The sequence below is a fragment of the Barnesiella viscericola DSM 18177 genome, from assembly GCF_000512915.1.
GTDB classification, from domain to species: Bacteria; Bacteroidota; Bacteroidia; order Bacteroidales; family Barnesiellaceae; genus Barnesiella; species Barnesiella viscericola.
The window spans coordinates 1,663,557-1,686,757 of record NZ_CP007034.1 but is presented as its reverse complement, the minus strand read 5'-3'; the positions used below and the strand labels follow the sequence as shown (position 1 = coordinate 1,686,757).

Sequence of the window (23,201 nt, the reverse complement as noted above, 5' to 3'; positions counted from 1 at the left end):
TTTTAAGCACGTGTTATTTCGTGAATTTCTTTACGATTATACTTGCATTGTGGCCACCGAAACCAAAGGTGTTCGACAGAGCGGCGTTTACTTCGCGTTTCTGTGCATGGTTGAATGTGAAATTCAGTTTGCTGTCGATTTCGGGATCGTCGTCGCCCTCGGCATGGTTGATGGTGGGGGGAACGATGCTTTCGTCGATGGTCTTCACGCAGATGAGAGCCTCCAAAGCTCCGGTCGCTCCCAGCAGGTGGCCGGTCATCGACTTGGTAGAGCTGATGTTGAGGTTATAGGCGTGATCGCCGAATACTTCCAAAATCGCTTTGGCTTCTGATTTGTCACCGACGGGAGTCGAGGTACCGTGAACGTTGATGTAGTCGATCTCTTCGGGAGCCATGTGGGCATCGTCGAGAGCGTTTTGCATCACGAGTTTGGCACCCAGTCCTTCGGGGTGGGTAGCCGTCAGGTGATAGGCGTCGGCCGACATACCGCCACCTACGACTTCGGCATAGATTTTAGCCCCACGGGCCAATGCGTGTTCCAGTTCTTCAAGAATAAGGCAGGCACTTCCTTCACCCATCACGAAACCGTCGCGCGAAGCGCTGAACGGACGAGAGGCCGTCTCGGGCGAGTCGTTACGCGTGGAGAGTGCGTGCATGGCATTGAATCCACCTACTCCCGATACGGTGATTGCGGCTTCGGCACCACCCGATACGATCAGATCGGCTTTGCCCAGACGGATATAGTTGTATGCGTCGATGAGGGCGTGGGTGGACGATGCGCAGGCCGACACGATACCGAAGTTGGGACCCCGGAATCCGTATACCATCGAGATTTGTCCTGCGGCGATGTCGGCAATCATTTTGGGAATGAAGAAGGGGCTGAAGCGCGGACCCTTTTCGGGGGCTACGGCATAGTTCCCTACCTCTTGCTCAAAGGTGCTGATACCGCCGATTCCTGCCGAGAAGATAACACCGGCACGGTCTTTATTGACTTTTTCGAGATCGAGTCCCGAGTCGGCCATGCTCTCTTGGGTGGCAGCCAGTGCAAACTGGGTATAGCGGTCGAGTTTACGAACTTCCTTGGCGCTGAAATATTTCAGCGGGTCGAAATTCTTTACCTCGCAAGCAAATTGAGTCTTGAATTCAGATGCGTCGAAAAGCGTAATAGGCCCTGCTCCGCTTACTCCTTTCAGAAGGGCGTCCCACGTGGAGGCCACGTCGTTGCCCAGCGGAGTGATGGCGCCAAGGCCCGTTACTACAACTCTTTTAAGCTCCATAAATTATTTATTCTCTTTCTCTGCGATAGCTTTTTCGATGTGAGCGATAGCCTCACCTACAGTCGTGATTTTTTCGGCTTGATCGTCGGGGATTTTGATGTCGAATTTGGTCTCAAATTCCATGATCATTTCAACCGTGTCCAAAGAATCGGCACCGAGGTCATTGGTAAAGTTGGCTTCGGGAGTTACCTCTGATTCCTTAACGCCCAATTTTTCTACGATAATTTCTTTTACTGTTGATGCTACGTCAGACATAATTTTTAAATTTTAATTAATAAATAAATTAACGTTCTTATTTTTTGCAACTGCAAAGGAATATATTTTTCTCCGAAGAAAAAAAATTTTCTCTTATAAATTACTCATTTTTTGCACAGATATAAAGATTTTGTGCAAAAATCGGTAGCTTTATCTCTCGCTTACCTATCGAATCGGGGCGCTTATCGGGCCGAAGTGACACTTTCCATCAATAGATGCGAGGTGTAGACTTTGTATATTTATGCAATACAAAATCCTAATTTTATTAAAACAGGCAGGTCGGCTGCCTTGCCTCCTGTTATGCGATAGGCACCGAATTCCCGTCGCAGGGGGTAGAGTCCGCGTTGCATCTCGAAGGTCTCGGGCGACTTGCGTAGCCTGAGGTCGTCGTCGAAAGGATTGTAGGTGTCCCACACGGCTTTCTGCAAGGGGGTGTCCACGCCCGTGAGGTCGATGAGGGGCTGTGCCGGTGCCGGTGGCACAATGGCTTGGGTGGGAATTGCAATCCCCGTCCATCGGCTCACGGCTTCGACAATCATTCTCGTGGCGGTCGACTTGCCGTCGGCCGAGTATCCGGCTATGTGGGGGGTGGCGATGAAGGCTTTTTTCAGCAACTCCCTGTCGATATGAGGCTCGTTTTCCCAGCAATCGAGCACGACGCCCGCAATCTTTTTCTGGGCGAGGGCGGCTTTCAGGGCTTCGGTTGCTACAATCTCACCCCGGGCCGTATTGAGAATCAAGGGGCTCTTTTCAAGCGCATCGAAAAAATCGTTGTCGGCCAGGTGGAAGGTGGGGTATTTCCCCTCGCGGGTCAGCGGGGTGTGGAAGGTGATGATGTCGGCTTCCCGGCAAAGGGTATCGAGCGACGTGAACGAATCCCCCCCCTCGGCCTCCTCACGGGGAGGGTCGTTGAGGAGTACCCGCATGCCCAGCAGCCCGGCATAGCGGGCGACGATACTGCCCACATGGCCTACGCCCACTACGCCCAACGTGCATTCGTGCAGCGGTTTGTGCCTACTTTTGCTCCAAGCCAGCAGGGCGGCGAGTATGTACTGGCCCACCGACGGGGCATTGCAGCCGGGACAGTTCACCCATTCGATGCCCCGCTCCCGGCAGTAGCGGGCGTCGATGTGGTCGTAGCCGATGGTAGCCGTGGCAATGTAGCGGCAGCGGCTTTGGTCGAGCAACTCGCGGTTGCACTTCGTGCGCGTGCGTATCAAAAGAATGTCGGTGTCGCGCACGGCTTGGGCGTCGATGCGGTCGGGCGAGAGGTAGTCGATGCGGGCATACGGTTCGAGCACACCTTTCAGGTAGGGAATCTTGTTGTCGGCTATGATGTAGGGAATGGTTGTCATGACATTCGGTTTTTTTCTAAACAAAAATAGTAATTTTTCGGTGGGAATGTATCGAAGAACTATTTTTATATAGGTAAGATAGCGGTTTTTCGTAAAACAATGCTTATGTTTGTAAAATGAAAACAAGGCGCAGAGGCCTTTCGAGACGCGTTTCGCGGGGAGGCAGGTGCGCATTAACTGATGTGAGTTATGACTTTTGCAGAAACCTGTAATCACATTTTTTGGAATACCACGCAATATTACCATCGGTTCGACAATGTAGATGCCACGCTGGAAAACCCCTATGCCGAGGGGAGTATCGAGTACTATTTGTGCTTGAAAAACTGGATTGATGTGGTTCAGTGGCATCTCGAAGACATTATCCGCAACCCCGATATCGACCCGCGCGAGGCGTTGGCTATCAAGCGGCGAATCGACAAGTCGAATCAGGAGCGTACCGATCTGGTCGAGATGATTGACGACTATTTCTTGAAGAAGTATGCCGGTGTCGAGGTGAAGAGCGACGCCACCATCAATACCGAGAGCCCCGCCTGGGCGATTGATCGGTTGTCGATTCTGGCCGTGAAGATTTACCATATGCAGCAGGAGGTGGAGCGCAAAGATGCTTCGCCTGAACATGTGGAGAAGTGCCGGGCCAAGTTGCGGGTGCTGCTCGAACAGCGTTCCGACCTCTCTGCGGCCATTGACCAGTTGCTCGATGAAATCGCGGCCGGACGGAAATACATGAAGGTTTATAAACAGATGAAGATGTACAACGATCCGGCGTTGAATCCGGTCCTGTATAAAAAATGACAGGGAGGGTAGGGATTTATGTCGTATCGTAAGGTTTTAATCATGCGTCTGTCGGCCCTGGGCGATGTGGCGATGACCATACCTGTGGTTTACTCGGTGTGCCGCGCCTATCCCGACACCACGTTTGTCATGCTCACCCAGAAGGTGGCCTCGCAACTGTTCCTGTGTGCCCCGCGCAACTTGCAGGTTGTGGTGGCCGATGTCAAGGGGCGGCACAAAGGGTTTGGCGGGCTTTACGACCTGGCCAAGGAGTTACGGGCCCTGTCGATTGATGCGGTAGCCGATTTGCACGATGTGCTGCGCACGAAGTTCCTGCGCACCTGTTTCAGGTGGTGGGGAATCCGTGTGGCTGTCATCGACAAGGGCCGCAAGGAGAAACATCAGCTCACCGCCCGTCACAAGCACGGCGAGTTGCACCCGTTGCGCAGCTCGTTCGATCGGTATGGCGATGTGTTTGATTCGCTGGGCTTTACCTTTACGCCCCAATTCGATTCGCTGTATGGCGAGGGGAAAGGCGACGAAGGTCTCTATTCGGCACTCACTCCGCCCAAGGCTCCGGGCGAGTATTGGATAGGTGTGGCTCCGTTTGCTAAGCACGAGGGGAAAATCTATCCGCTCGACCACATGGAGAATGTGGTGGCGAAACTTTCGAGCGAATCGAAGGTGAAGATATTCCTGTTCGGCTCGGGTGAGCGCGAGCGCGATATTCTGTCGGTATGGCAGGAGCGTTATCCGCATGTGATTACGCTGGCCGACAAGCGTCACGGCTTTGCCCTCGAACTGGCGCTGATGAGTCACCTCGACGTGATGATTTCGATGGACTCGGCCAACATGCACCTGGCTTCGCTGGTGGCCGTGCCTGTTGTTTCGGTGTGGGGGGCCACCCACCCGTGTTGCGGATTCCTGGGGTGGCATCAGAGTGAAGCCAACGTGGTACAATTGCCGCTCGGTTGCCGGCCCTGTTCCATCTTCGGCAACAAGCCGTGCCGCCGCAAGGACTATGCCTGTATGGAGATAGCCCCGTCGGTCATTGTCGAGCGGGTGAAACAGTTGAAAGTCCAAGCGGCCTCCAACGGGTAATCGCAGTCAGCCGGGGGGAATGGATAAGTTGATGAATATTATGTATTTGGGAGTGATAAGAAGATGAAGCTGGTATTGAATCCGTCCTATCGTCGACTCGAAAAGTTGATGGAAACATTGCCTCTCTCCTTCCCGATGCTGGGGGAGTGTATTTACAAGGCTCGCAACGAACTGCGCAAGTTCTCTTACGAGGGGAAGGATTATGTGGTCAAGAACTACAAGGTGCCTATTTTTATCAACCGCATTGCCTATACTTTTTTCCGTCCCGGCAAGGCCCAACGAGCCTATGAGTATGCCTTGAAGCTGCGGGCGATGGGTATCGAGACTCCCGAGCCGGTTGCCTATATCGAGATGAAGCAGGGCGGATTGCTGTGTCACTCCTATTTCGTGTCGGAATGCTGTCCTTATCCCCATCTCATGCGCGAGTTCGATAACGGTGGGGTAGCCGGTCGCGAGGCGGTGTTGAAGGCATTTGCCGCCTTCACGGTCAACCTGCACGAGAAGGGGGTATTTCATCTCGACTACTCCTCGGGCAATATCCTGTTCGACCGATACGACGGGGATATTCGTTTTTCCATTCTCGACCTGAACCGCATGCGGTTTGTACCGATGACCCCGAAGATGTGTCTCTCTAATTTTACCCGATTCAGCCGGGACGAAGAGGTGGTGCGGTATGTCGTGGCCGAGTATGCCCGGTTGCGCGGGTGGGACCCCGAGGTTTCGGTCGAGGCCGCCCTGGTCCCGCACCGGAAGTTCTGGTCGCACATCGCCCGAAGAGATGCCCGAAGAGACGCCCGTAGGCACTGACGCGAGAGTTTGGACGCTTAAAATAGCAGGAATCACAAAATAAATTGCTAAGTTTGTCGTCAAAATGCGGTGAACATAATAGTCTGTGGAAAATAATCGGTTTGACATACGGGAACAGCGAATATCGGATACCGAACGGGAATTCGAGAAGGCGTTGCGTCCCCTGGCATTCGACGATTTCAGCGGACAGGAGAAGATTATCGAGAACCTGCGGGTCTTTGTCATGGCAGCCCGCATGCGCAAGGAGCCGCTCGACCATGTGTTGCTGCACGGCCCTCCCGGGCTGGGTAAGACCACGCTGGCCAATATCGTGGCCAATGAGTTGGGCGTAGGGTTCAAGATTACTTCGGGGCCGGTACTCGACAAGCCCGGCGATCTGGCCGGACTCCTCACCTCGCTCGAAGAGAACGATGTGCTTTTCATCGACGAGATTCACCGGTTGAGCCCGGTGGTCGAGGAGTATCTCTACTCGGCCATGGAAGATTTCCGCATCGACATCATGATCGACAAGGGGCCGAGTGCCCGTTCCATACAAATCGAGCTGAATCCCTTCACGCTGGTGGGGGCGACAACCCGCAGCGGATTGCTCACCAGTCCGTTGCGTGCACGATTCGGCATCAACTGTCACCTCGAATACTACGACCATGCCGTGCTGACCCACATCATCGAGCGGTCGTCGAGTCTGTTGGGCGTGCCTTGCACCCGCGAAGCCGCCACCGAGATTGCCATGCGCAGCCGCGGGACACCCCGTATCGCCAATGCCCTGTTGCGGCGGGTGCGCGACTTTGCCCAGGTAAAAGGGTCGGGCAGCATCGACCTCGACATAGCCCGCTATGCCTTGGAGTCGCTCAACATCGACCAGTATGGGCTCGACGAGATAGACAACAAGATTCTCTCCATCATCATCGACAAGTTCAAGGGCGGTCCCGTGGGTCTCACCACGATTGCCACCGCCCTGGGCGAGGACCCCGGTACGCTCGAAGAGGTGTATGAGCCCTATCTGATTAAGGAGGGATTCATCAAACGCACCCCCCGGGGCCGCGAGGTGACCGACCTGGCCTACACCCATCTGAACCGTCATCGCATCTCGGAGCAGGGAACATTGTTTTAATCAGAAAAAAGTAGACGCTTATGGCCGGCATGAAGAGTTTGGCAAAGGATACCGCGATATACGGGTTGAGCAGTATATTGGGGCGGTTTCTCAACTGGTGTTTCGTATTCCTTTATGTAAACGTGTTGAAGACGACTGCCGAGTATGGCATCGTGACCAACCTCTACGCCTACATGGCCTTGTTGCTGATTATCCTCACCTACGGCATGGAGACCGGCTTCTTCCGGTTTGCCAACGACAAGCAGGAGAAGGACCCGATGCGGGTCTATACGACCGGCCTCATCTCGCTGGCCACCACCTCGACCCTCTTTTTCGTGCTGGTATGGCTCTTCCTCTCGCCGGTATCACGCCTGCTGGGCTATCCCGGGCATGAGGACTATGTGTGGATGATGGCCTTGATTATTGCCATCGACGCCTTCACGGCATTGCCTTTCGCCTACCTGCGCTACCAGCGTCGGCCCATACGCTTTGCCGCGGTCAAGCTGCTCTCGATATTCCTCAACATCGCGCTGAACCTCTTCTTTATTCTGCTCTGCCCGTGGCTGTATCACATTCACCCCGAGTGGATTTCGTGGTTTTTCGATCCCGATTTTCTGGTCGGCTATATTCTGGTGTCGAATGTCATCAGTTCGGGGGTGGTGCTGCTGGTGCTCTTTCCCGAGATTTTCAGGGTACGCTACCGGTTTGACCGGCAGTTGCTGTCGCGCATGTTGAAGTATTCGTTCCCGCTGCTCATTCTGGGAATTGCCGGCATCATGAACCAAACCTTCGATAAGATGTTTTATCCTGTGCTGGCCGCGAGCCGCCCCGACGCCATGTCGGAGTTGGGCATATACGGGGCCGTCTACAAGATAGCAATTGTCATGGTGATGTTTACACAAGCCTTCCGTTTTGCCTACGAGCCCTTCATCTTTGCCCGTAACAAAGATGCAGGCGACGGGAACAAGAAATCCTATTCCGAGGCGATGAAATATTTCATCATCTTCGGGCTGTTCATTTTCCTGGCGGTGATGTTCTATATCGACATCGTGCGCTTCTTCATGCCGGCCACCTACTGCACGGGATTGAAGGTGGTGCCCATCATCATGCTGGCCGAACTCTTCTTCGGGATATTCTTCAACCTGTCGTTGTGGTATAAACTCACCGACCGTACCCAGTGGGGAGCCTGGTTCTCCCTGTTCGGGTTCGTGATTACGGCCATCATCAATATCGTAGGGGTGCCCCGTTTCGGCTACATGGCTTGCGCCTGGGCTGCCTTTGTGTGCTACCTGAGCATGATGCTGGCCTCGTTCTTCATCGGTCAACGGGTCTACCCCATCAAGTACGAGCTGGGTAATGCGTTGCGCTACACCCTGCTCACGGTGGTACTCTATCTCGTCGGTACCTTGGTGTCCATCGATTCGCTCCTCCTGCGTCTGGCATTCCGCACCGTTCTGCTGGTGGTCTTTCTGCTCTATCTGGTCCGTCACGACCTGCCGCTGAGCGAGATTCCGGGATTGAAACGTTTTGTGTCCAGGTCGTGAACCCGGCGACGGGCAAGGGCGGCAGGACGACCTTAATAGCATAGATTATGACTTTCTCCAATTTTGTCGATTCGGTCAAACGATTTTTGACCCACTATCTTGACATGAGTCAGGATCGGGAAGAAGAAGCCGCTTCGGTCGAGGCTATCCGGGCCGGGGTGGAGTTCAAGGGATCCACCATTCTTATTCTGGTATTTGCCATCTTTATCGCTTCGCTGGGGTTGAACACCAACTCGGCGGCGGTCATTATCGGTGCCATGTTGATTTCGCCTCTCATGGGTCCTATCATGGGTATCGGGCTGGGGCTCGGCATCAACGACTATGAGCTGATTAAGCGGTCGTTCCGCAACCTGGCCGTAGCCACGCTGTTCAGTGTGATCACCTCGACGGTCTATTTTTGGATTTCGCCGTTGAACGAAGCCCGCAGCGAGCTGCTGGCCCGCACCTCGCCGACCATCTACGACGTGCTCATCGCCTTCTTCGGCGGATTGGCCGGTATCGTGGCCATGTCGTCGAAACAGAAGGGCAACGTGCTGCCCGGTGTAGCCATCGCCACGGCGTTGATGCCGCCACTGTGCACGGCCGGATTCGGACTGGCGACGGGCAATCTCTACTACTTCTTCGGTGCCTTCTACCTCTTCTTCATCAACTCGGTGTTCATCGCCTTTGCCACCACACTGGGGGTAAAGCTGATGAAATATTCGAAGAAGGAGTTTGTCAACGAAGAGCGACGCAAGAAGGTCGAGCGCATTGTCTATACGATTCTTATCCTCACGATGGCTCCGAGCATCTACCTGACCTACAACATGGTGAAGCAAAACTTCTTCGAGGTGGCCGCTGCGCGCTTCGTGTCGCAGAATTTCAACTACCCCGATACCCAGGTGTTGAGCAAGAGTGCCGAGATTGAACATGGCAAGCGCATCATACGGGTGTCGCTCGTGGGGGCCGAGGTGCCTCAGGACTCTATTGCGATTGCCCAGGCCCGTTTGCCGCAATACGGGCTGGGAGGTGCCGTGTTGGAGGTGCGTCAGGGATATGGGTCGAATTCGATGGACATGACCACGCTCAGCAGTACGATGTTCAAAGACATCTACCTGCATAATCAGGAGCAGATAGCCCGCCAGCAGCAGGTCATCGACTCGCTGGAAAACATGACCTCGCACTACCAGCAGTACGATTCGCTGGGCATTGCGGTGGCACCCGAAATCAAGGTGCTTTTCCCCCATGTGACCGATATTGCCATCTCGAAAACGATATTCAGCGGCATCGATACCGATGTGCGCGATACCACCACGCTGGCCGTCGTGCGCTATTCGCGACCCTTCTCAGCTTCGGAGCAGCAGCAGTTCCGGGAGTGGTTGCAGGCCCGCCTGGGTACCAACAAGGTGCAACTTGTACTTGAACCCTGATTGGGAAGATTAAAAGATTATATGAATATGATACTTTACTAATTATTGGACATAATAAAGACTATTTTTAGTAATAAATACAATGTCGATAATTAACGTAAATATCCTGAATTAAAATGGCAAATCTGGCCCATATTCTGCAAAAGGCTCATAAAGGACTTGAAATCCGTTATCTTCAAATAAGTGAGCTTGCTTTTGAAGTTTCTTCAAATATAAAGTACGTTTTGAGGTGTCGTTAATTTCCTCTCGACGGGTTTTACTTAGTTCCAAAAATTCATCATTTTGATCTATGCCAAGGAATCGGCGACCCAATAGATTTGCAGCGATACCAGTCGTACTGCTACCTGTGAATGGATCTAAAATCCATGCACCGGGAAGAGTTGAAGCCTGAATGATTCGCGACAGAACGCACAAAGGTTTTTGAGTAGGGTGTTTACCACACGACTTTTCCCATCGTGCAATAGCTGGTAATCGCCAAACATCACGCATCTGAGTACCTCCATTGATCTTTTTCATTAACTCATAATTGAAGAAATGAGAGACTTTGATTTCTTTACGAGCCCATAGAATATACTCAGCTGAATAGGTAAAATATTTACAAGATAAATTTGGAGGAGGATTTGTTTTTTCCCATGTAATGCAGTTTAATATTTTGAAACCTAATTCTGTCAGGCATCGAGCTACCGAAAAAATATTATGATACGTTCCGCTTATCCAAATGGTACCATTATTTTTTAGTTTATTCCTACAAGCTGCGATCCAAGATTTATCAAACAGATAATCTTCCTCATATCCATTTGATTTATCCCAATCCCCTTTATTAACAGATACCATTTTACCACTTTGAATGCTTATGCCACCATTTGAAAGGTGGTAGGGAGGATCTGCGAAAATCATATCAAACTTGAAATCAAATGAATTCAGAAGTTCAATACAATCTCCTTTAAGAAGAGTAAAGTCTCTATTTCCTGACTTGTAATAGGCAACCGGCATTTAAATAAGTACTCTTGATATTATTCCACTTTCAAGATCCGCAATGTTGTACAAGTACTCTAAAACATCAAAGGTCTCTTTCAGATTATTCTTTGCACTGTGCCAGCCACAACCATCGGTGAACCAAACAAATTTGAAATATCCCAAATCTTTGGTTTCCATGGTGATGGTTTTATAGCTACGGGCTGTTTCGTTCAACTTGGAACCACTACTGGTATAAAAGTTCGTTTCTATTCCATAAATGGTTTTTTCTCCTTTTACGACAAAATCAAATCTTTTCTCTGAGCTACCGTTATTGGAAATCGAAGACAAATCAATTTTCCACTTGACCTCTATTTCATGGATATACATTTCCTTGAAATAGTCAACTCCTTTCACAAGTCCAGCTTTGCAAAGGAAATTCTCTACAAGATTCTCCATAAGATGACCACCACGATTCTTGCGTCCGTTGGAATCAAGACCAGTTTCTATACCAGTCACGTAATCCACAAGATTATTGACAATATGATTCTCCATCAAATCAAAAAGACCGGTCTTTCTCATGAATTTTACATAATCTTCATTAGTGCAATTTGGTTTATCAAAATGAAAATCAATCTGTCCCTCTTCATCCATAGCCTTAATATCAAGTTCTCGCTTGGCTAAAAGGATAGGAATACATCTTAGAGTTTCTGGATATTGTACCAAAATATTTTTGAAGTCATTCTCTATATTCTTGGATCTAATAAGAGAATTCAAGATATTAAGTGGAATTCTAATAGCGTCCACGTTATTGAAAACCTTATCGAAATCAACGTAATATTTATAATCGGCAATAGAAGGTCTAAAACCAGCAAGCCAAGTATCAAAGTTTCTCATATCAGTAAGCTTTGGTAACATTAGAAATCATTATTTCAGAAATAGCTCCACGTCCATTTCCTTTTGAATTTATCATTCTCGCAGCAGAAACTCGTTTGATGGAAAATCTCTTGTAAAGATGATCAAAGAAATCATCATCATTATTTACATTTTGCGGGTCTGAATTGCTTGCCACAAATAAAGATTTGTGAGTTGCTATCTGCTCACAAAAATCACGTAAGCGCATCTGTTCAGTATCATCAAAACCATCTTTTGCATAAGAAGTAAATGCAGAAGTCTCTGTTAAAGGGCGATATGGTGGATCAAAATAATACAAGACATTATCATCTGCATATTTACCTGTTTGTGCAAAATCGCCACAAAGAATTTCAACTCTCTGTAGAACAGCAGAATCAGCTCTTAATGTTTTTTCATCGCAAATTTTAGGATTCGTATATCTCCCATGTGGTACATTAAACATTCCTTTGGAATTTACACGATATAGTCCATTAAAGCAAGTCCGATTTAGGAAAATGAATAATGCAGCTGTTTCAATATCTGAAATATTTTTTTTATTATAACGCTCACGCTGAGATAAATAATAATCTTTCCTCGCAATATTATCTAGTGCAAGATACTCTGTTTGGATTCGGGTTAATTCAAGAATTAATTTTTCAACATCTGATTTTATGACACGATATGTACAAATTAACTCTTCATTTATATCATTAATTACAGCTTTTGTTATGTTGGGATATTCTTGTAGAATCCAGAACAAAACAGCTCCTCCACCAACAAAAGGTTCAACGTAAACCATTTCTCCACGTTGTAATAAATCATGAGGTAGGGTATTCTTGATATCGTCAAGAAGTTGGGTTTTTCCCCCGACCCATTTGATAAATGGTTTTGCTGAATATTTATCTAATCTTTTCATATATGCAAAAGTAACTATAACAGTCCATTTACCCAATAAAACTTGGATCTTCTGAATTTTCTTTACATAGTTTTTCGCCATATCTAGTCAGTTCCTGCATAGAAGGTCCTGCTTTTTCGATGATAAACAAAGGTAATGTATTTTAGACAAACAAACCGCACTATATAAGGCAATAAAACATCAGCGCGACAAACAAATTTTCGTTGTCTGTCGCGCTGATATTAATCTCTTGGTTTATGCGAAAGGGGAATCAATATTCCTCCTCGTTGAAGAAATTTATCTATATTGATTATCAATATATTATGCAATAATCAATGAAATTTGCGCAAACAAACCGCACCGTCTGAGACGGTCTGAGGCGATGGGTGGAAAAGGGAGGACAAACAAACTGTTTTACTCACATCTATTTTTAATCCCCACTAAATTCAGGAATTTCCCCCAAAGAAATTGCCCTCACAGACACTTTGTCACCAATTTTAGAATTCTTTGATTCAATCAAAATACCCTCTATCCATATTTTGTCGACAATTATAATGGAATCATTATCACGTTTTCCTATGATATGTGCAGAATACCTTGTATAATAATCGAGCGATTTAACCTTATCTTTATTATTTGCTAATAACTTTTTCAAGCTAAGTTTTACAATACAGCGTTCCATATCAATTTCTGTGATTATAAGTGGAAATTTTATTCCATCTTTATATATCTGCTCTATTGACTCTATATGACACAAGTTGGTAATCTCCCCAATAGGTAATAGTCCTAAACAATACAGTTTATTATTTCGAAGAATATTAAATAGCACACTTTTTTCATTAATCGTATTTATTGTCAAATTGGATAGAGCAATCCCCGGTGCGTAGTTATCAGCAAACCACTGCATAGGGTGTTTTATGAATGGTTTTAGAGAGCCTATAAAGGATCGTTTGTCATTACTGATATCTTTAATATATACCTTAATTTGATCTTTAATCTTACACTTATATTTGTTTGCTCCAATATGAGTTTCACTTTGCGGAATAAAAATACGATATTTTTCATCCGCAAGGCAAACTAAACCCTTTGCATCAGAGGCAATAACTTTTGCATCAACAATATATTCATTCTCTTCTATTCTTTTATAATAATTTAAATATGGAGATTCTGCCGATTTCATTGTTAATATAACTAATCGGCGGTCTTGATTGATACTTTTTATCCGACATTCAAATGTTACATTATTTTTTAATTTTTTAATTTGAGATGATTCAGGAGTGAACCAAGTTATTTCAGTAAAAGGAAGAATAGCCTTTACTCCCTCTTCTATCTCAGTAATTACACAGTTTTCCTTTTTTTGGTATACTGTACAAATAAGTTTTTGCCCTTCTGAATATTTTAAATTTTCCCACGGGTCACATAAATTCGCTAATTGAAGGTGTAATCTATTAGAAATGTAATCTATTTCAATAATCCTAAATAAATATTCACTTCCTACTGGGAAGTGCTGGTGTAAAAATATATAATGACTGTAAGTTATATCTTTTCTTAAAGCAACACCCTTAATATCAGAATCTTTTATTCTTAAAAATAGACAATCGTCAAGTGCTTGCTCAACAATGGCCTCGACTTCGTTTCCTACACAGAATTTATTATCCATCATTCTTTGTGGATTACTATTTGTCTGAAGCAAACTACCTAACACATTTCCATGTTTGTCATATTCTTCTGGAATAAATTCAATTGACATACCTACCTGAAAGTAATAGTATAACTTCAAATCTGGTACGTCTGTTATTTTATTATGAGGAATAATAATTTTTACATCGTTAATTTGACACAGTATTTTATCCGCATATATAGAATGAACTACAGCTTCAAGTGTGGTGTTTTTCTCCATTGCATCAGAAAGACGATTAAACGTTTGAGCCATATTTCCCTCACTGTTAATTTCAATGCAATAGCAAATATTTTCACGACCTTGAGCATCTTTATATGCTTTAGGGCCATTTAATAGATTATAATTTCCGGTCTGTATAAGCTTGCCATATACATCTTCAACGATGTCTAATTTTTCATTTCTGGCTAAAAGATAAAAGGTTCTAATACCTTTAGCAAATCCTTCTTTTATACGTCTTACGTAAGGCGTTTCGCCTTGTGCAGAAAAGGTATCCAATTTTGCGACTAACAAAACTCCAACTTTTATGTTCTCAGAAATGTACTGAAGTCTTGTATTATCATCATATCCGCGAGCCGTGATGTCATATAAGAAATCTAAAAAATCAGACGCTTCCTTTTGGTACTTATTATCTATATTTCGTCCGGCAATTCGATTTCCCCATTCAAAGTACTCACGAAATAGTATTCTTGACATCAAGCCAGCATCATCTATATTACATACTTTATCAATTATAGCTTGATTCTCAATACAAATATCTTGGCTATTTTTAATAAAATCGTTTACAGCAAGGCGGTATTCGGGTATTTCTAACAGACATTTTCTGATAACAGTATAGTCAATAGCATCTCGTACCTGAGGAGACATATATGTTTTAGGTATTGGCAAAAGTGTTTTTTTTACATATGCCGATGTTGTGTTTATTATATTTTGTGTGTTATCTGTGTTGAATTTCAAAAACACAATAACCTCTTTATCCTTCAAGGTTATATCTTGCGAGCCTTTTGCAATCCAATTTATTTTTAAATTTGGCAGATTCAATTCAGATATTTCCTGTGAAATTGAAGTAAGACCTTTATTACATATTTCTTCGAGTTTTCTTTTTGTTGCTTCTCGTTTGAACCAACCGATAGTTTTTGCAACAATACAATATATATCTGTCACAATAACTCTAACTTTATCATATTGCCATATGCAAACAATAAGCAAAATGATAACAACAGACCAGAATGGAGTCAATCCAAATTTATTTACAAACTGTTCAATATCATTCATAGTCCTTTCTAAATTTAGCTAAACAAACAGCATTGTCACAACAAAAATTTAAAGTTGTGTGTCCTTCTTTTATTATTGGAATAATTATACTTAAATTATCAATAGTGATTGTTGTTCCGCAATATGCACATTGTAACTCACCATCCACAAAAGCATTGTACTGCTTAGTTTCTTTTAGTAATTTTTCCAGATCAGTGTCCAGAATGGCTTTTATGTTTGATTGTTTATTTTCTACCATATCGTTGTTCCTGAATTAATTCAATAACAAATATCATTAGTGTCCCGTTAAAATGGGACGAGTTAAACAATTAATCAAAAAGCCCCGGAATCAGGGGATCATTTAGATCTTTGACATCATTGAAATTAGTCTTGTCGAACAGGTCACGCAAGTGGGTTTTGTCAGTCAATGATATACTGAGAATTTGCAAAACTTCATAGGTTGAACGTTTCAACTTCATATCATGTTGGACAATAGCCACAAGACAGTACGTGATAATAGCCACACTGATTTGTATGCGAACAGCGTTCTCTGTTGTGCCCCAGAATTTCTTTATCTTGAGATGCTGCTTGAGCCATTTGAAGAACAGCTCGATTAACCATCTTTTCTTATAAAGATTGGCGACATCCAGTGCAGAAAGTTGTTTTGCATTCGTCAAGAAAGTGAACTCACGGTCATCCTCTTCGTCGTAATATCGGACGAGTCTGAATGAGTCAGGATATTTTTTCTCGGAGAGATATCCGGTCAGTTTCACTTCCGCATCTGTCATTATGTTCTTTGGCATTCTTCGCTTCCATTTGACTGTCTTATACTTTAAGTTCGTCTTGGCTCTGACAACAAAGAAAGAGTCTGTAAGATGTATCCTATAGAGTTCTTTAAAGGAGTCATAAGCCCTGTCGAATATATAATAAGTATTTGGTTCATAATGGATTGAAGACATTGCTGTGGAATCGTGCTTTGATGCAGTGGTTACAGTATAGAAGGCAGGAACTTGTGCTTCAATGTCGTATAAGACATGAGCTTTCACCCCTCCTTTCTTGCTTCGGAACTTTGCCCATGGGAATGTTGCAAGACACAACGGAATCGTTGTTGAATCAAACGCATATTTCTTTCCGGAAATGTCAAGGATGTTGGTCGTCCGCTTCTCGCAGGCTTCCTTCATCATATAGAATGCAAAATCTTCGAAGATTCTGTAATCACGGTTCTGGTTCGCTGTCGCAAGAGTTGTCTTGGCTATCGGTTCACGTCCTAAACCAAGATGATATTGCTTGGCCCTATGCGCCTCGAAAGCAACGATTAAGTCTCGCAGGCTCTCACGGTTACTCAGTTGTCCAAACATCATCGCGAGCATCTGATTCCAGCAAGTGAAATGTTTCACATATCTGTTGCCATCATACTTGCGAACATAGTTGTTGAACTGAGTCCTGTTCAGAAAAGCGGTTAATTGAGAGAATACGTATTTGTCTTGGAACATAGCAGCCATTTGTATTAGACTGCAAAGTTGCAAAATCAAGTCCGTTTCATTTCAAAAGACCGTGTAATTGACTATATTTCAATAATTTCAAAGAACTATTTATCCACTTTTACGGGACAGTAGTGAACAAATATATAAAATATCAAGTATAATTCACTACATTTGCGTAATATAATTGCATCTAAAAATGAAATTAAATAGAATAAAGGTTGTTTTATCGGAGAAGGGCATTTCACAAACGTGGTTAGCAAAAAAACTGGATAAAAGTTTTAGCATGGTCAATGCGTATGCTTGTAACAGAATCCAGCCTAATTTGGAAACCTTACAGCAAATTGCTGAAATTCTTCAAGTTGACCTAAAAGATTTGATAACAGACAAGGATGAACGTCAATAGTTCGTTCTTTGTAGATGTTATTTTTCTAGTATGCAACTTCCGATAATATAAAAATATAGGAATATATGACACCAGAAGAAAAAGCGAGGCAAAAATAGATCAGTGGTTTACTGATGCTGGATGGAAAGTGGTTGATAGAGACAACTACGAACCAAACTGTACTGCTGTAGCCATAAGGGAAGGACTTTTAAAAGGTAACCTAGAGGCTGACTATTTTCTTTTTATTAATGGAAAAGCTGTAGGTGTGCTTGAGGCCAAAAGAGAAGAGATAGATCCTTTTTCCAATACTGTGTGCGAACAGGCTGTTTTATATGCCCGGAATGTTCCTAATATCTATCAAGTATACCAAAAGCCTTTGCCTTTCATATTTACTTCAAATGGGAAAGACTTGTACTTCTGTGACTTTCGTAAACAGGATTCTTGTTTCAAGCAAATTATGACGATTCCAACTCCTCATGAATTGGTTAAGCTGTTGGGAATAAATGATTATTTTGCCGGACTCCCAACTTTGCGAAAAAAAGGATTACGTGATTGTCAGTATGAGGCAGTTACTGAACTGGAAAAAAGTTTCAGGAGTGGGCAGAATCGCGCCTTGATGGTTTTGGCTACAGGTGCAGGTAAAACATATACCGCATGTCTTGCTGCATATCGTCTTCTTTCATATACTCCAATGAGAAGAGTGTTATTTCTTGTGGACAGAAATAACCTCGGGAAACAGGCAGAGGGAGAATTTGGAACTTTTCGACTGACAGAAAATGGAGATGCATTCAATACAATATTTACAGTGAATCGTCTTCGTTCCTCTTCTATACCATCTGATAGTAATGTCGTTATTTCAACAATACAGCGTCTTTTTTCTTTTCTGAAAGGAGATTCTATTGAGGATAATGACAACGACGATGATAATGAGCCTACAGAAGAAGTTGTATTGCCTCCTAATCCCAATTTACCACATGATTACTTTGATTTGATTATCATAGATGAGTGTCACCGCTCCATTTATGGGAATTGGCGTAAGGTATTGGAATATTTTGATACAGCCAGACTTGTAGGACTGACAGCCACGCCAATTCCTGAAACAATGGCATTCTTTAACAATAATCGCATAGTCAACTACACATTGGAGAAAAGTATCGTTGATGGTGTAAATGTAGATTGCCGCGTATATCGAATCAAAACTCAGGTTACAGAAAATGGCGGAGCTATATTAGAAGGAGAAAAAATCAAAGAAGAAACACGTTATACCGGAGATGTAAAAACCATTTCCAATAAAGAAACGAAAACATATACCAATAAAGAGCTAAACAGAAGTGTCATTAACCCTGCGCAAATAAAACTTATTCTCTCCACTTATCGCGATGTCGTCTATACCGAGTTGTTCAATGATCCACAGCGAGAAGCAAATTTTGACTATCTGCCAAAGACTTTGATCTTTGCTCTAAATGAGACTCATGCCAGTAATATCGTACAGATAACTAAAGAGGTATTTGGACATACAGATGACCGTTTCGTGCAAAAAATAACTTATTCCGCGGGCGATAGTAATGAATTGATACGTCAGTTCCGGAATGATAAGGATTTCAGAATTGCCGTAACTTGCACATTGGTAGCAACTGGTACAGATGTTAAGCCTCTTGAAGTATTGATTTTCATGCGTGATGTAGAATCTTTACCGCTCTATATACAGATGAAAGGACGTGGTGTACGCACAATTGGAGATGAGCAGTTACGGAATGTTACCCCAAATGCGTTTAGTAAAGATTGTTTCTATTTGATAGATGCCGTAGGTGTTACTGAACACGAAAAAACAATACCTACGATAACTGATGAGCCGACTACAAAGATTATTACTCTTAAAGAGCTGTTGGAACAGATTACCCATGGTTACCTTCCTGACGAGCATCTGAAACGTCTTGCTGCAACACTTTCCAGAATATATAACAAAGCTGATAATTCACAGCGAACTGAGTTCGTACGTTTAGCAAATGACGACATGAAAGAACTTGCTTCAAGGATTTACGAAGCATTTGAAAACAATATTCTGCCGCCATTCATAAGTACTAAAGAGCCTAATAACGAACGGAAAGGTTTAGTAGCTCCGCTTGCAAATCATGCAGATGCGCGTCGATATCTGCTTATTCTTGCTGCCGGGTTTGTCAACACACTAATGCCTGGTGAAGACACGCTTATATCTAAAGGTTTTTCAATAGAAGAAGCTAAAAGTACCACAGAAGCCTTTGAAGATTTTTGCAAAGAACATAGTGATGAAATAGAAGCTCTACGTATAATTTATAATAATGAAGGTGAGCCAATTACCTATTCAATGCTAAAAGATTTGGAAAACAAACTCAAGATGGCTAACAATCATTTTACTTCCAAGCAATTATGGAACTCATATGCCATTCTGAATCCAAATAGCGTTCGACGTTCTTCTACAAAAGAGGAGAGCGATGCTTTGACTAATATCATACAGCTTGTACGTTTTGCTTTACACCAAATTGAGCGGTTAGATAGTGTTGTTTCTACATCTAAACAGTATTTCAATCTATGGTTAGGACAAAACCAGCGCGAAATAACAGATAAACAACGTGAAGTCATCAGTCGTATTGTAGATTATATTGCTTCCAACGGAGCTTGTACAATCAAAGAGATTCGTGAAGATGATGCAACTCAGGCTGCACAGATGATCCGTGCCTTTGGCAATATGCAGAAAGCTAACGAAGCTTTACACTCTCTATACACATTTGTAGTTTTAAGAAAAGCAGCATAATAATGACAACCATACAAATAATAGATAGCATAAGATTAAATCGAACTGGTTTGCAAACAAAAGATGCAAATGGGCGATGGGTCAATGTACATAAGCAACAAGGGGATTTAGATGGCGCATGTTCTATTTATTCCCTTGTGATGGCAATGCTATGCCAGGGGATGATTGAAGAGCAAGATATTAAACTGTATAATTTCCCCGATAGGCGTACTCCAAAAGGCAAATTCTTATATCATTTTTTCTATGAGCAAGGTTTTATTCAAAATGGTTATAACTATACAGCATTAGCACGAGAAATCAACGAACAGCCATTTGAAATTAGGGCAATACACAAAAGGCCAAGAACTAATGATGATAGGATTGAATTGATAGGGCAATTCGTAAGCCAGAATACTCCAGTTGTAATCTCGACAGAATTCAATGATGGTGCACATGCTTTATTGGCCATAGGAATAGAAAGCGATGAGAATGACGTCATAACTAAAATTTTCTGTCTAGATCCAGGAGCTCCATCTCCAAAAGTATCTCCGTGGAATTGTTTTATTGATGTGTCAAAAGAAGGCAAATCGCAATATCCATTCTATTATGTAACTGAAGTAAATACTTATAAAGTTACATTAGATGACATGTTTATAGTAGAACATAAAAATTTTGAATAGGAAATATGGCAAAAAAGAATACAACAGAGCAGACACTTACAAAAAAAGTCTGGAATATGGCAGATGTACTGGCAGCAGCCGGTGTCGGTTTTACAGACTATATAACTCAGCTTACCTATCTCCTTTTCTTGAAAATGGATGATGAAAACGCAGAATTATTTGGAGAATCTGCAATTCCAAATGGTTATCAATGGAAGGATTTAAAGTCTCTTGATGGATTTGATTTGGTCAAACAATACGAGGAAACTTTAAAGCACCTAAGTAGTCAGGACAATCTGATTGGTACCATCTATACAAAAGCCCATAATAAGATAGAAATGCCTGTTCATCTTAAAAAAGTCATTACCATGATTGATGAGGAACAATGGCTGATCATGGATGGAGACGTGAAAGGTGCTATCTACGAAAGTATCCTTGAAAAGAATGGACAGGACAAGAAAAGTGGTGCTGGTCAGTATTTTACTCCACGCCCGCTCATCAAAGCAATGGTAGATTGCATAGCTCCACAAATTGGAGAAACAGTTTGTGACCCGGCCTGCGGCACCGGAGGTTTTCTCTTGACTGCATATGATTACATGAAAGAACAGTCTGCCAGTAAGGAAAAACGTGATTTCTTGCGTAACAAGGCACTGCATGGCGTAGATAACACACCATTGGTCGTAACGCTTGCTTCCATGAACCTATATTTGCATGGTGTAGGAACAGACCGGAGTCCGATTGTTTGCGAGGATTCTTTGGAGAAAGAGCCATCCTCCCTTGTAGATGTAATACTTGCCAATCCTCCTTTCGGTACTCGTCCAGCAGGTTCTGTGGATATTAACCGCCCGGATTTCTATGTAGAAACGAAGAACAATCAGTTGAACTTTCTTCAACACATGATGCTGATGCTCAAAACCGGAGGTCGTGCAGCCGTAGTATTACCAGACAATGTTCTTTTTGAAGGTGGTGCTGGAGAAACAATTCGCAAGAAGTTACTCTCAGACTTCAACTTACATACGATACTCCGTTTGCCTACAGGTATTTTCTATGCACAAGGCGTAAAAGCAAATGTATTGTTCTTTTCCAAAGGTCAACCGACAAAAGAGATTTGGTTCTATGATTATCGTACTGATATCAAACATACGCTTGCTACTAATAAATTAGAGAGACATCATTTGGATGATTTTGTTACATGTTATAATGCAGGAAATTTAGAAGGACGCAAAGAGACATATGATGCAGACAACAATCCTCAAGGGCGTTGGCGTAAATATCCGGTAGATGATATTCTCACCCGTGACAAGACAAGCCTTGATATAACCTGGATAAAACAAGGAGGAGAGCCTGATGACCGCTCCTTGGCTGAATTGATGGCTGATATAAAAGAGAAAAGTAAAACTATTAGTTTAGCAGTAGCAGAACTTGAGAAGCTGCTTGCAAACATAAATGAAGATTAAGCGTATGAAGGATAACGACATCGCAATATCAACAGAACAACAATTCGGAGAAATCATAGATATTATTCTCCAACATAAAAGTAATGCTTCAAGAGCCGTCAATGAAGAGTTGCTACTCACAGCATGGCATGTAGGTGGATATGTATCTGCTAAACTGAAGAGCAAAGAATGGGGAAGTAAGGTTGTTTCTCAATTATCCGAACACATACGTTCTCAACGTCCTGACATCAAAGGATATAGCAAAAGAAGCATATACAATATGGTAATGTTTTATGATGAGTATTCATCAGAAACGTTCATAGCAACAATAAGAAAATATTTGACCACTGAATTTGTGCAGATGCCGTCTGCACAAATTGCTGCGAGCAATAATATATCGGAAACGTCTGTAATTTTACAGCCGATGGTTACACACACCCAATCAACATCTGGGCAAATGCCCAGAATATTGGAACTAACTACATTGTCCAATCATATAGAAATTCTTTGTCGCTGCAAGAGCAATGAAGAACGCATATTTTATATCCTCTATGCCAATAAGGAACATCTTTCTTATAAAGAAATGCAGCGTTGCATTTCCAATCAGACTTATACGGCTTTATTAGGAAGCAAGGACAATATGTCAAAAGGATTACTGGAAAGATATCCTAATGCGCCAGTCATGTTCAAAGACACCCTGTTCGTAGATTTTCTAAATCTGCCGAAAAAGCATAGCGAAACAAAACTAAGGAACGGTCTGGTAGAACACATGAAACAGTTTATTCTTGAACTGGGAAAAGACTTTATATTCATGGATCAGGAATACCGCCTTAATATTGGTACATCTACATTCAAGGCCGATTTACTGTTCTTTCATCGCGGCTTACAGGCATTGGTTGCTGTAGAGTTAAAAAAGACAAAGTTTCATCCTCGTGACCTTGGACAGTTAGAATTTTATCTGGAAGCACTCGACCGCGATGTAAAACGCTCCAACGAAAATCCGTCTATCGGTATTATTCTCTGTCCTGAAGCAGACCGGGTAGTAGTAGAGTACGCTATGAGTCGCAGCATGAGTCCTACCATGATTGCTGAATACAAACGCATACTCATTCCTCAAGAACGCATGCAGCAGCAATTGAATGAGTTCTGCAATCTATTCTTAAATAAAGACTGATTCAAAAAAATCA

19 protein-coding genes and 1 pseudogene are annotated in these 23,201 nt (G+C 43.6%); 11 read left to right on the top strand and 9 right to left on the bottom strand.

Translation table 11 applies throughout. From position 1 onward, the window contains the following. Positions 1-13: 13 nt before the first annotated feature. The 3 genes from fabF to pdxB form a co-directional block, all read right to left on the bottom strand. Positions 14-1,276 (bottom strand): beta-ketoacyl-ACP synthase II, encoded by a 1,263-nt coding sequence (fabF, locus tag BARVI_RS06760; protein WP_025278501.1) that lies wholly within the window; start codon positions 1,274-1,276, stop codon positions 14-16. Between the two features lie 3 nt (positions 1,277-1,279). Beyond that, the gene (locus tag BARVI_RS06755; RefSeq protein ID WP_025278500.1) at positions 1,280-1,531 is read right to left on the bottom strand and encodes an acyl carrier protein; all 252 of its coding nucleotides are present in this window, start codon (positions 1,529-1,531) and stop codon (positions 1,280-1,282) included. A gap of 239 nt (positions 1,532-1,770) precedes the next feature. Next, positions 1,771-2,886, bottom strand: a complete 1,116-nt coding sequence (gene pdxB, locus BARVI_RS06750) for a 4-phosphoerythronate dehydrogenase PdxB (protein ID WP_038534298.1) — start codon at positions 2,884-2,886, stop codon at positions 1,771-1,773. Positions 2,887-3,075: 189 nt separating this feature from the next. On the opposite strand from pdxB, the gene BARVI_RS06745 reads away from it, so the two are divergent. The 6 genes from BARVI_RS06745 (at position 3,076) to BARVI_RS06720 (ending at position 9,608) form a co-directional block, all read left to right on the top strand. Beyond that, on the top strand, positions 3,076-3,678 hold the full coding sequence (locus BARVI_RS06745; RefSeq protein ID WP_025278498.1) for a DUF4254 domain-containing protein: 603 nt from the start codon (positions 3,076-3,078) through the stop codon (positions 3,676-3,678). Between the two features lie 42 nt (positions 3,679-3,720). Further along, positions 3,721-4,758: a glycosyltransferase family 9 protein gene (locus BARVI_RS06740; RefSeq protein ID WP_232213964.1), complete on the top strand. Its 1,038-nt coding sequence runs from the start codon at positions 3,721-3,723 to the stop codon at positions 4,756-4,758. A gap of 63 nt (positions 4,759-4,821) precedes the next feature. Further along, positions 4,822-5,565 (top strand): lipopolysaccharide kinase InaA family protein, encoded by a 744-nt coding sequence (locus BARVI_RS06735; RefSeq protein WP_025278496.1) that lies wholly within the window; start codon positions 4,822-4,824, stop codon positions 5,563-5,565. 85 nt (positions 5,566-5,650) lie between these two features. Beyond that, the gene (gene ruvB, locus BARVI_RS06730) at positions 5,651-6,676 is read left to right on the top strand and encodes a Holliday junction branch migration DNA helicase RuvB (protein WP_025278495.1); all 1,026 of its coding nucleotides are present in this window, start codon (positions 5,651-5,653) and stop codon (positions 6,674-6,676) included. A 20-nt stretch (positions 6,677-6,696) separates the two neighbouring features. Next, positions 6,697-8,199 (top strand): lipopolysaccharide biosynthesis protein, encoded by a 1,503-nt coding sequence (locus BARVI_RS06725; RefSeq protein ID WP_025278494.1) that lies wholly within the window; start codon positions 6,697-6,699, stop codon positions 8,197-8,199. A 47-nt stretch (positions 8,200-8,246) separates the two neighbouring features. After that, entirely contained in the window at positions 8,247-9,608 is a 1,362-nt protein-coding gene (locus tag BARVI_RS06720; protein ID WP_025278493.1) for a TIGR00341 family protein, read from the top strand. 111 nt (positions 9,609-9,719) lie between these two features. Here BARVI_RS06720 and BARVI_RS06715 read toward each other — a convergent pair whose 3' ends face one another. From BARVI_RS06715 to BARVI_RS06690, 6 genes are all read right to left on the bottom strand, one after another. Further along, the gene (locus tag BARVI_RS06715) at positions 9,720-10,601 is read right to left on the bottom strand and encodes a DNA-methyltransferase (RefSeq protein ID WP_025278492.1); all 882 of its coding nucleotides are present in this window, start codon (positions 10,599-10,601) and stop codon (positions 9,720-9,722) included. Further along, complete coding sequence (locus BARVI_RS06710; protein WP_025278491.1) at positions 10,602-11,459, bottom strand: type II restriction endonuclease; 858 nt, start codon at positions 11,457-11,459, stop codon at positions 10,602-10,604. A gap of 1 nt (position 11,460) precedes the next feature. Next, positions 11,461-12,372, bottom strand: a complete 912-nt coding sequence (locus BARVI_RS06705) for a DNA adenine methylase (RefSeq protein ID WP_025278490.1) — start codon at positions 12,370-12,372, stop codon at positions 11,461-11,463. A gap of 409 nt (positions 12,373-12,781) precedes the next feature. After that, positions 12,782-15,304 carry a hypothetical protein gene (locus BARVI_RS06700; RefSeq protein ID WP_025278489.1) on the bottom strand — a complete coding sequence of 841 codons (2,523 nt, stop codon included), beginning with the start codon at positions 15,302-15,304 and terminating at the stop codon, positions 12,782-12,784. Beyond that, a complete protein-coding gene (locus tag BARVI_RS06695; protein WP_025278488.1) occupies positions 15,297-15,542 on the bottom strand; it encodes a hypothetical protein in 246 nt (81 codons plus the stop codon). The genes BARVI_RS06700 and BARVI_RS06695 overlap by 8 nt, the downstream gene beginning before the upstream one ends. 70 nt (positions 15,543-15,612) lie before the next feature. Beyond that, positions 15,613-16,776 carry an IS4 family transposase gene (locus BARVI_RS06690; protein WP_025277932.1) on the bottom strand — a complete coding sequence of 388 codons (1,164 nt, stop codon included), beginning with the start codon at positions 16,774-16,776 and terminating at the stop codon, positions 15,613-15,615. A gap of 187 nt (positions 16,777-16,963) precedes the next feature. Between BARVI_RS06690 and BARVI_RS06685 the strand changes: the two genes are divergently transcribed. From BARVI_RS06685 to BARVI_RS06665, 5 genes and pseudogenes are all read left to right on the top strand, one after another. Beyond that, positions 16,964-17,170, top strand: coding sequence for a helix-turn-helix domain-containing protein (locus BARVI_RS06685; RefSeq protein WP_025278487.1), 207 nt, complete (start codon positions 16,964-16,966; stop codon positions 17,168-17,170). A 65-nt stretch (positions 17,171-17,235) separates the two neighbouring features. Beyond that, positions 17,236-19,940: pseudogene (locus tag BARVI_RS06680) on the top strand (type I restriction endonuclease subunit R). A 2-nt stretch (positions 19,941-19,942) separates the two neighbouring features. Then, positions 19,943-20,599: a hypothetical protein gene (locus BARVI_RS06675; RefSeq protein WP_025278486.1), complete on the top strand. Its 657-nt coding sequence runs from the start codon at positions 19,943-19,945 to the stop codon at positions 20,597-20,599. Between the two features lie 5 nt (positions 20,600-20,604). Then, the gene (locus BARVI_RS06670) at positions 20,605-22,035 is read left to right on the top strand and encodes a type I restriction-modification system subunit M (RefSeq protein ID WP_025278485.1); all 1,431 of its coding nucleotides are present in this window, start codon (positions 20,605-20,607) and stop codon (positions 22,033-22,035) included. Between the two features lie 4 nt (positions 22,036-22,039). Then, positions 22,040-23,188 carry a PDDEXK nuclease domain-containing protein gene (locus BARVI_RS06665; RefSeq protein ID WP_025278484.1) on the top strand — a complete coding sequence of 383 codons (1,149 nt, stop codon included), beginning with the start codon at positions 22,040-22,042 and terminating at the stop codon, positions 23,186-23,188. Positions 23,189-23,201: the final 13 nt, after the last annotated feature.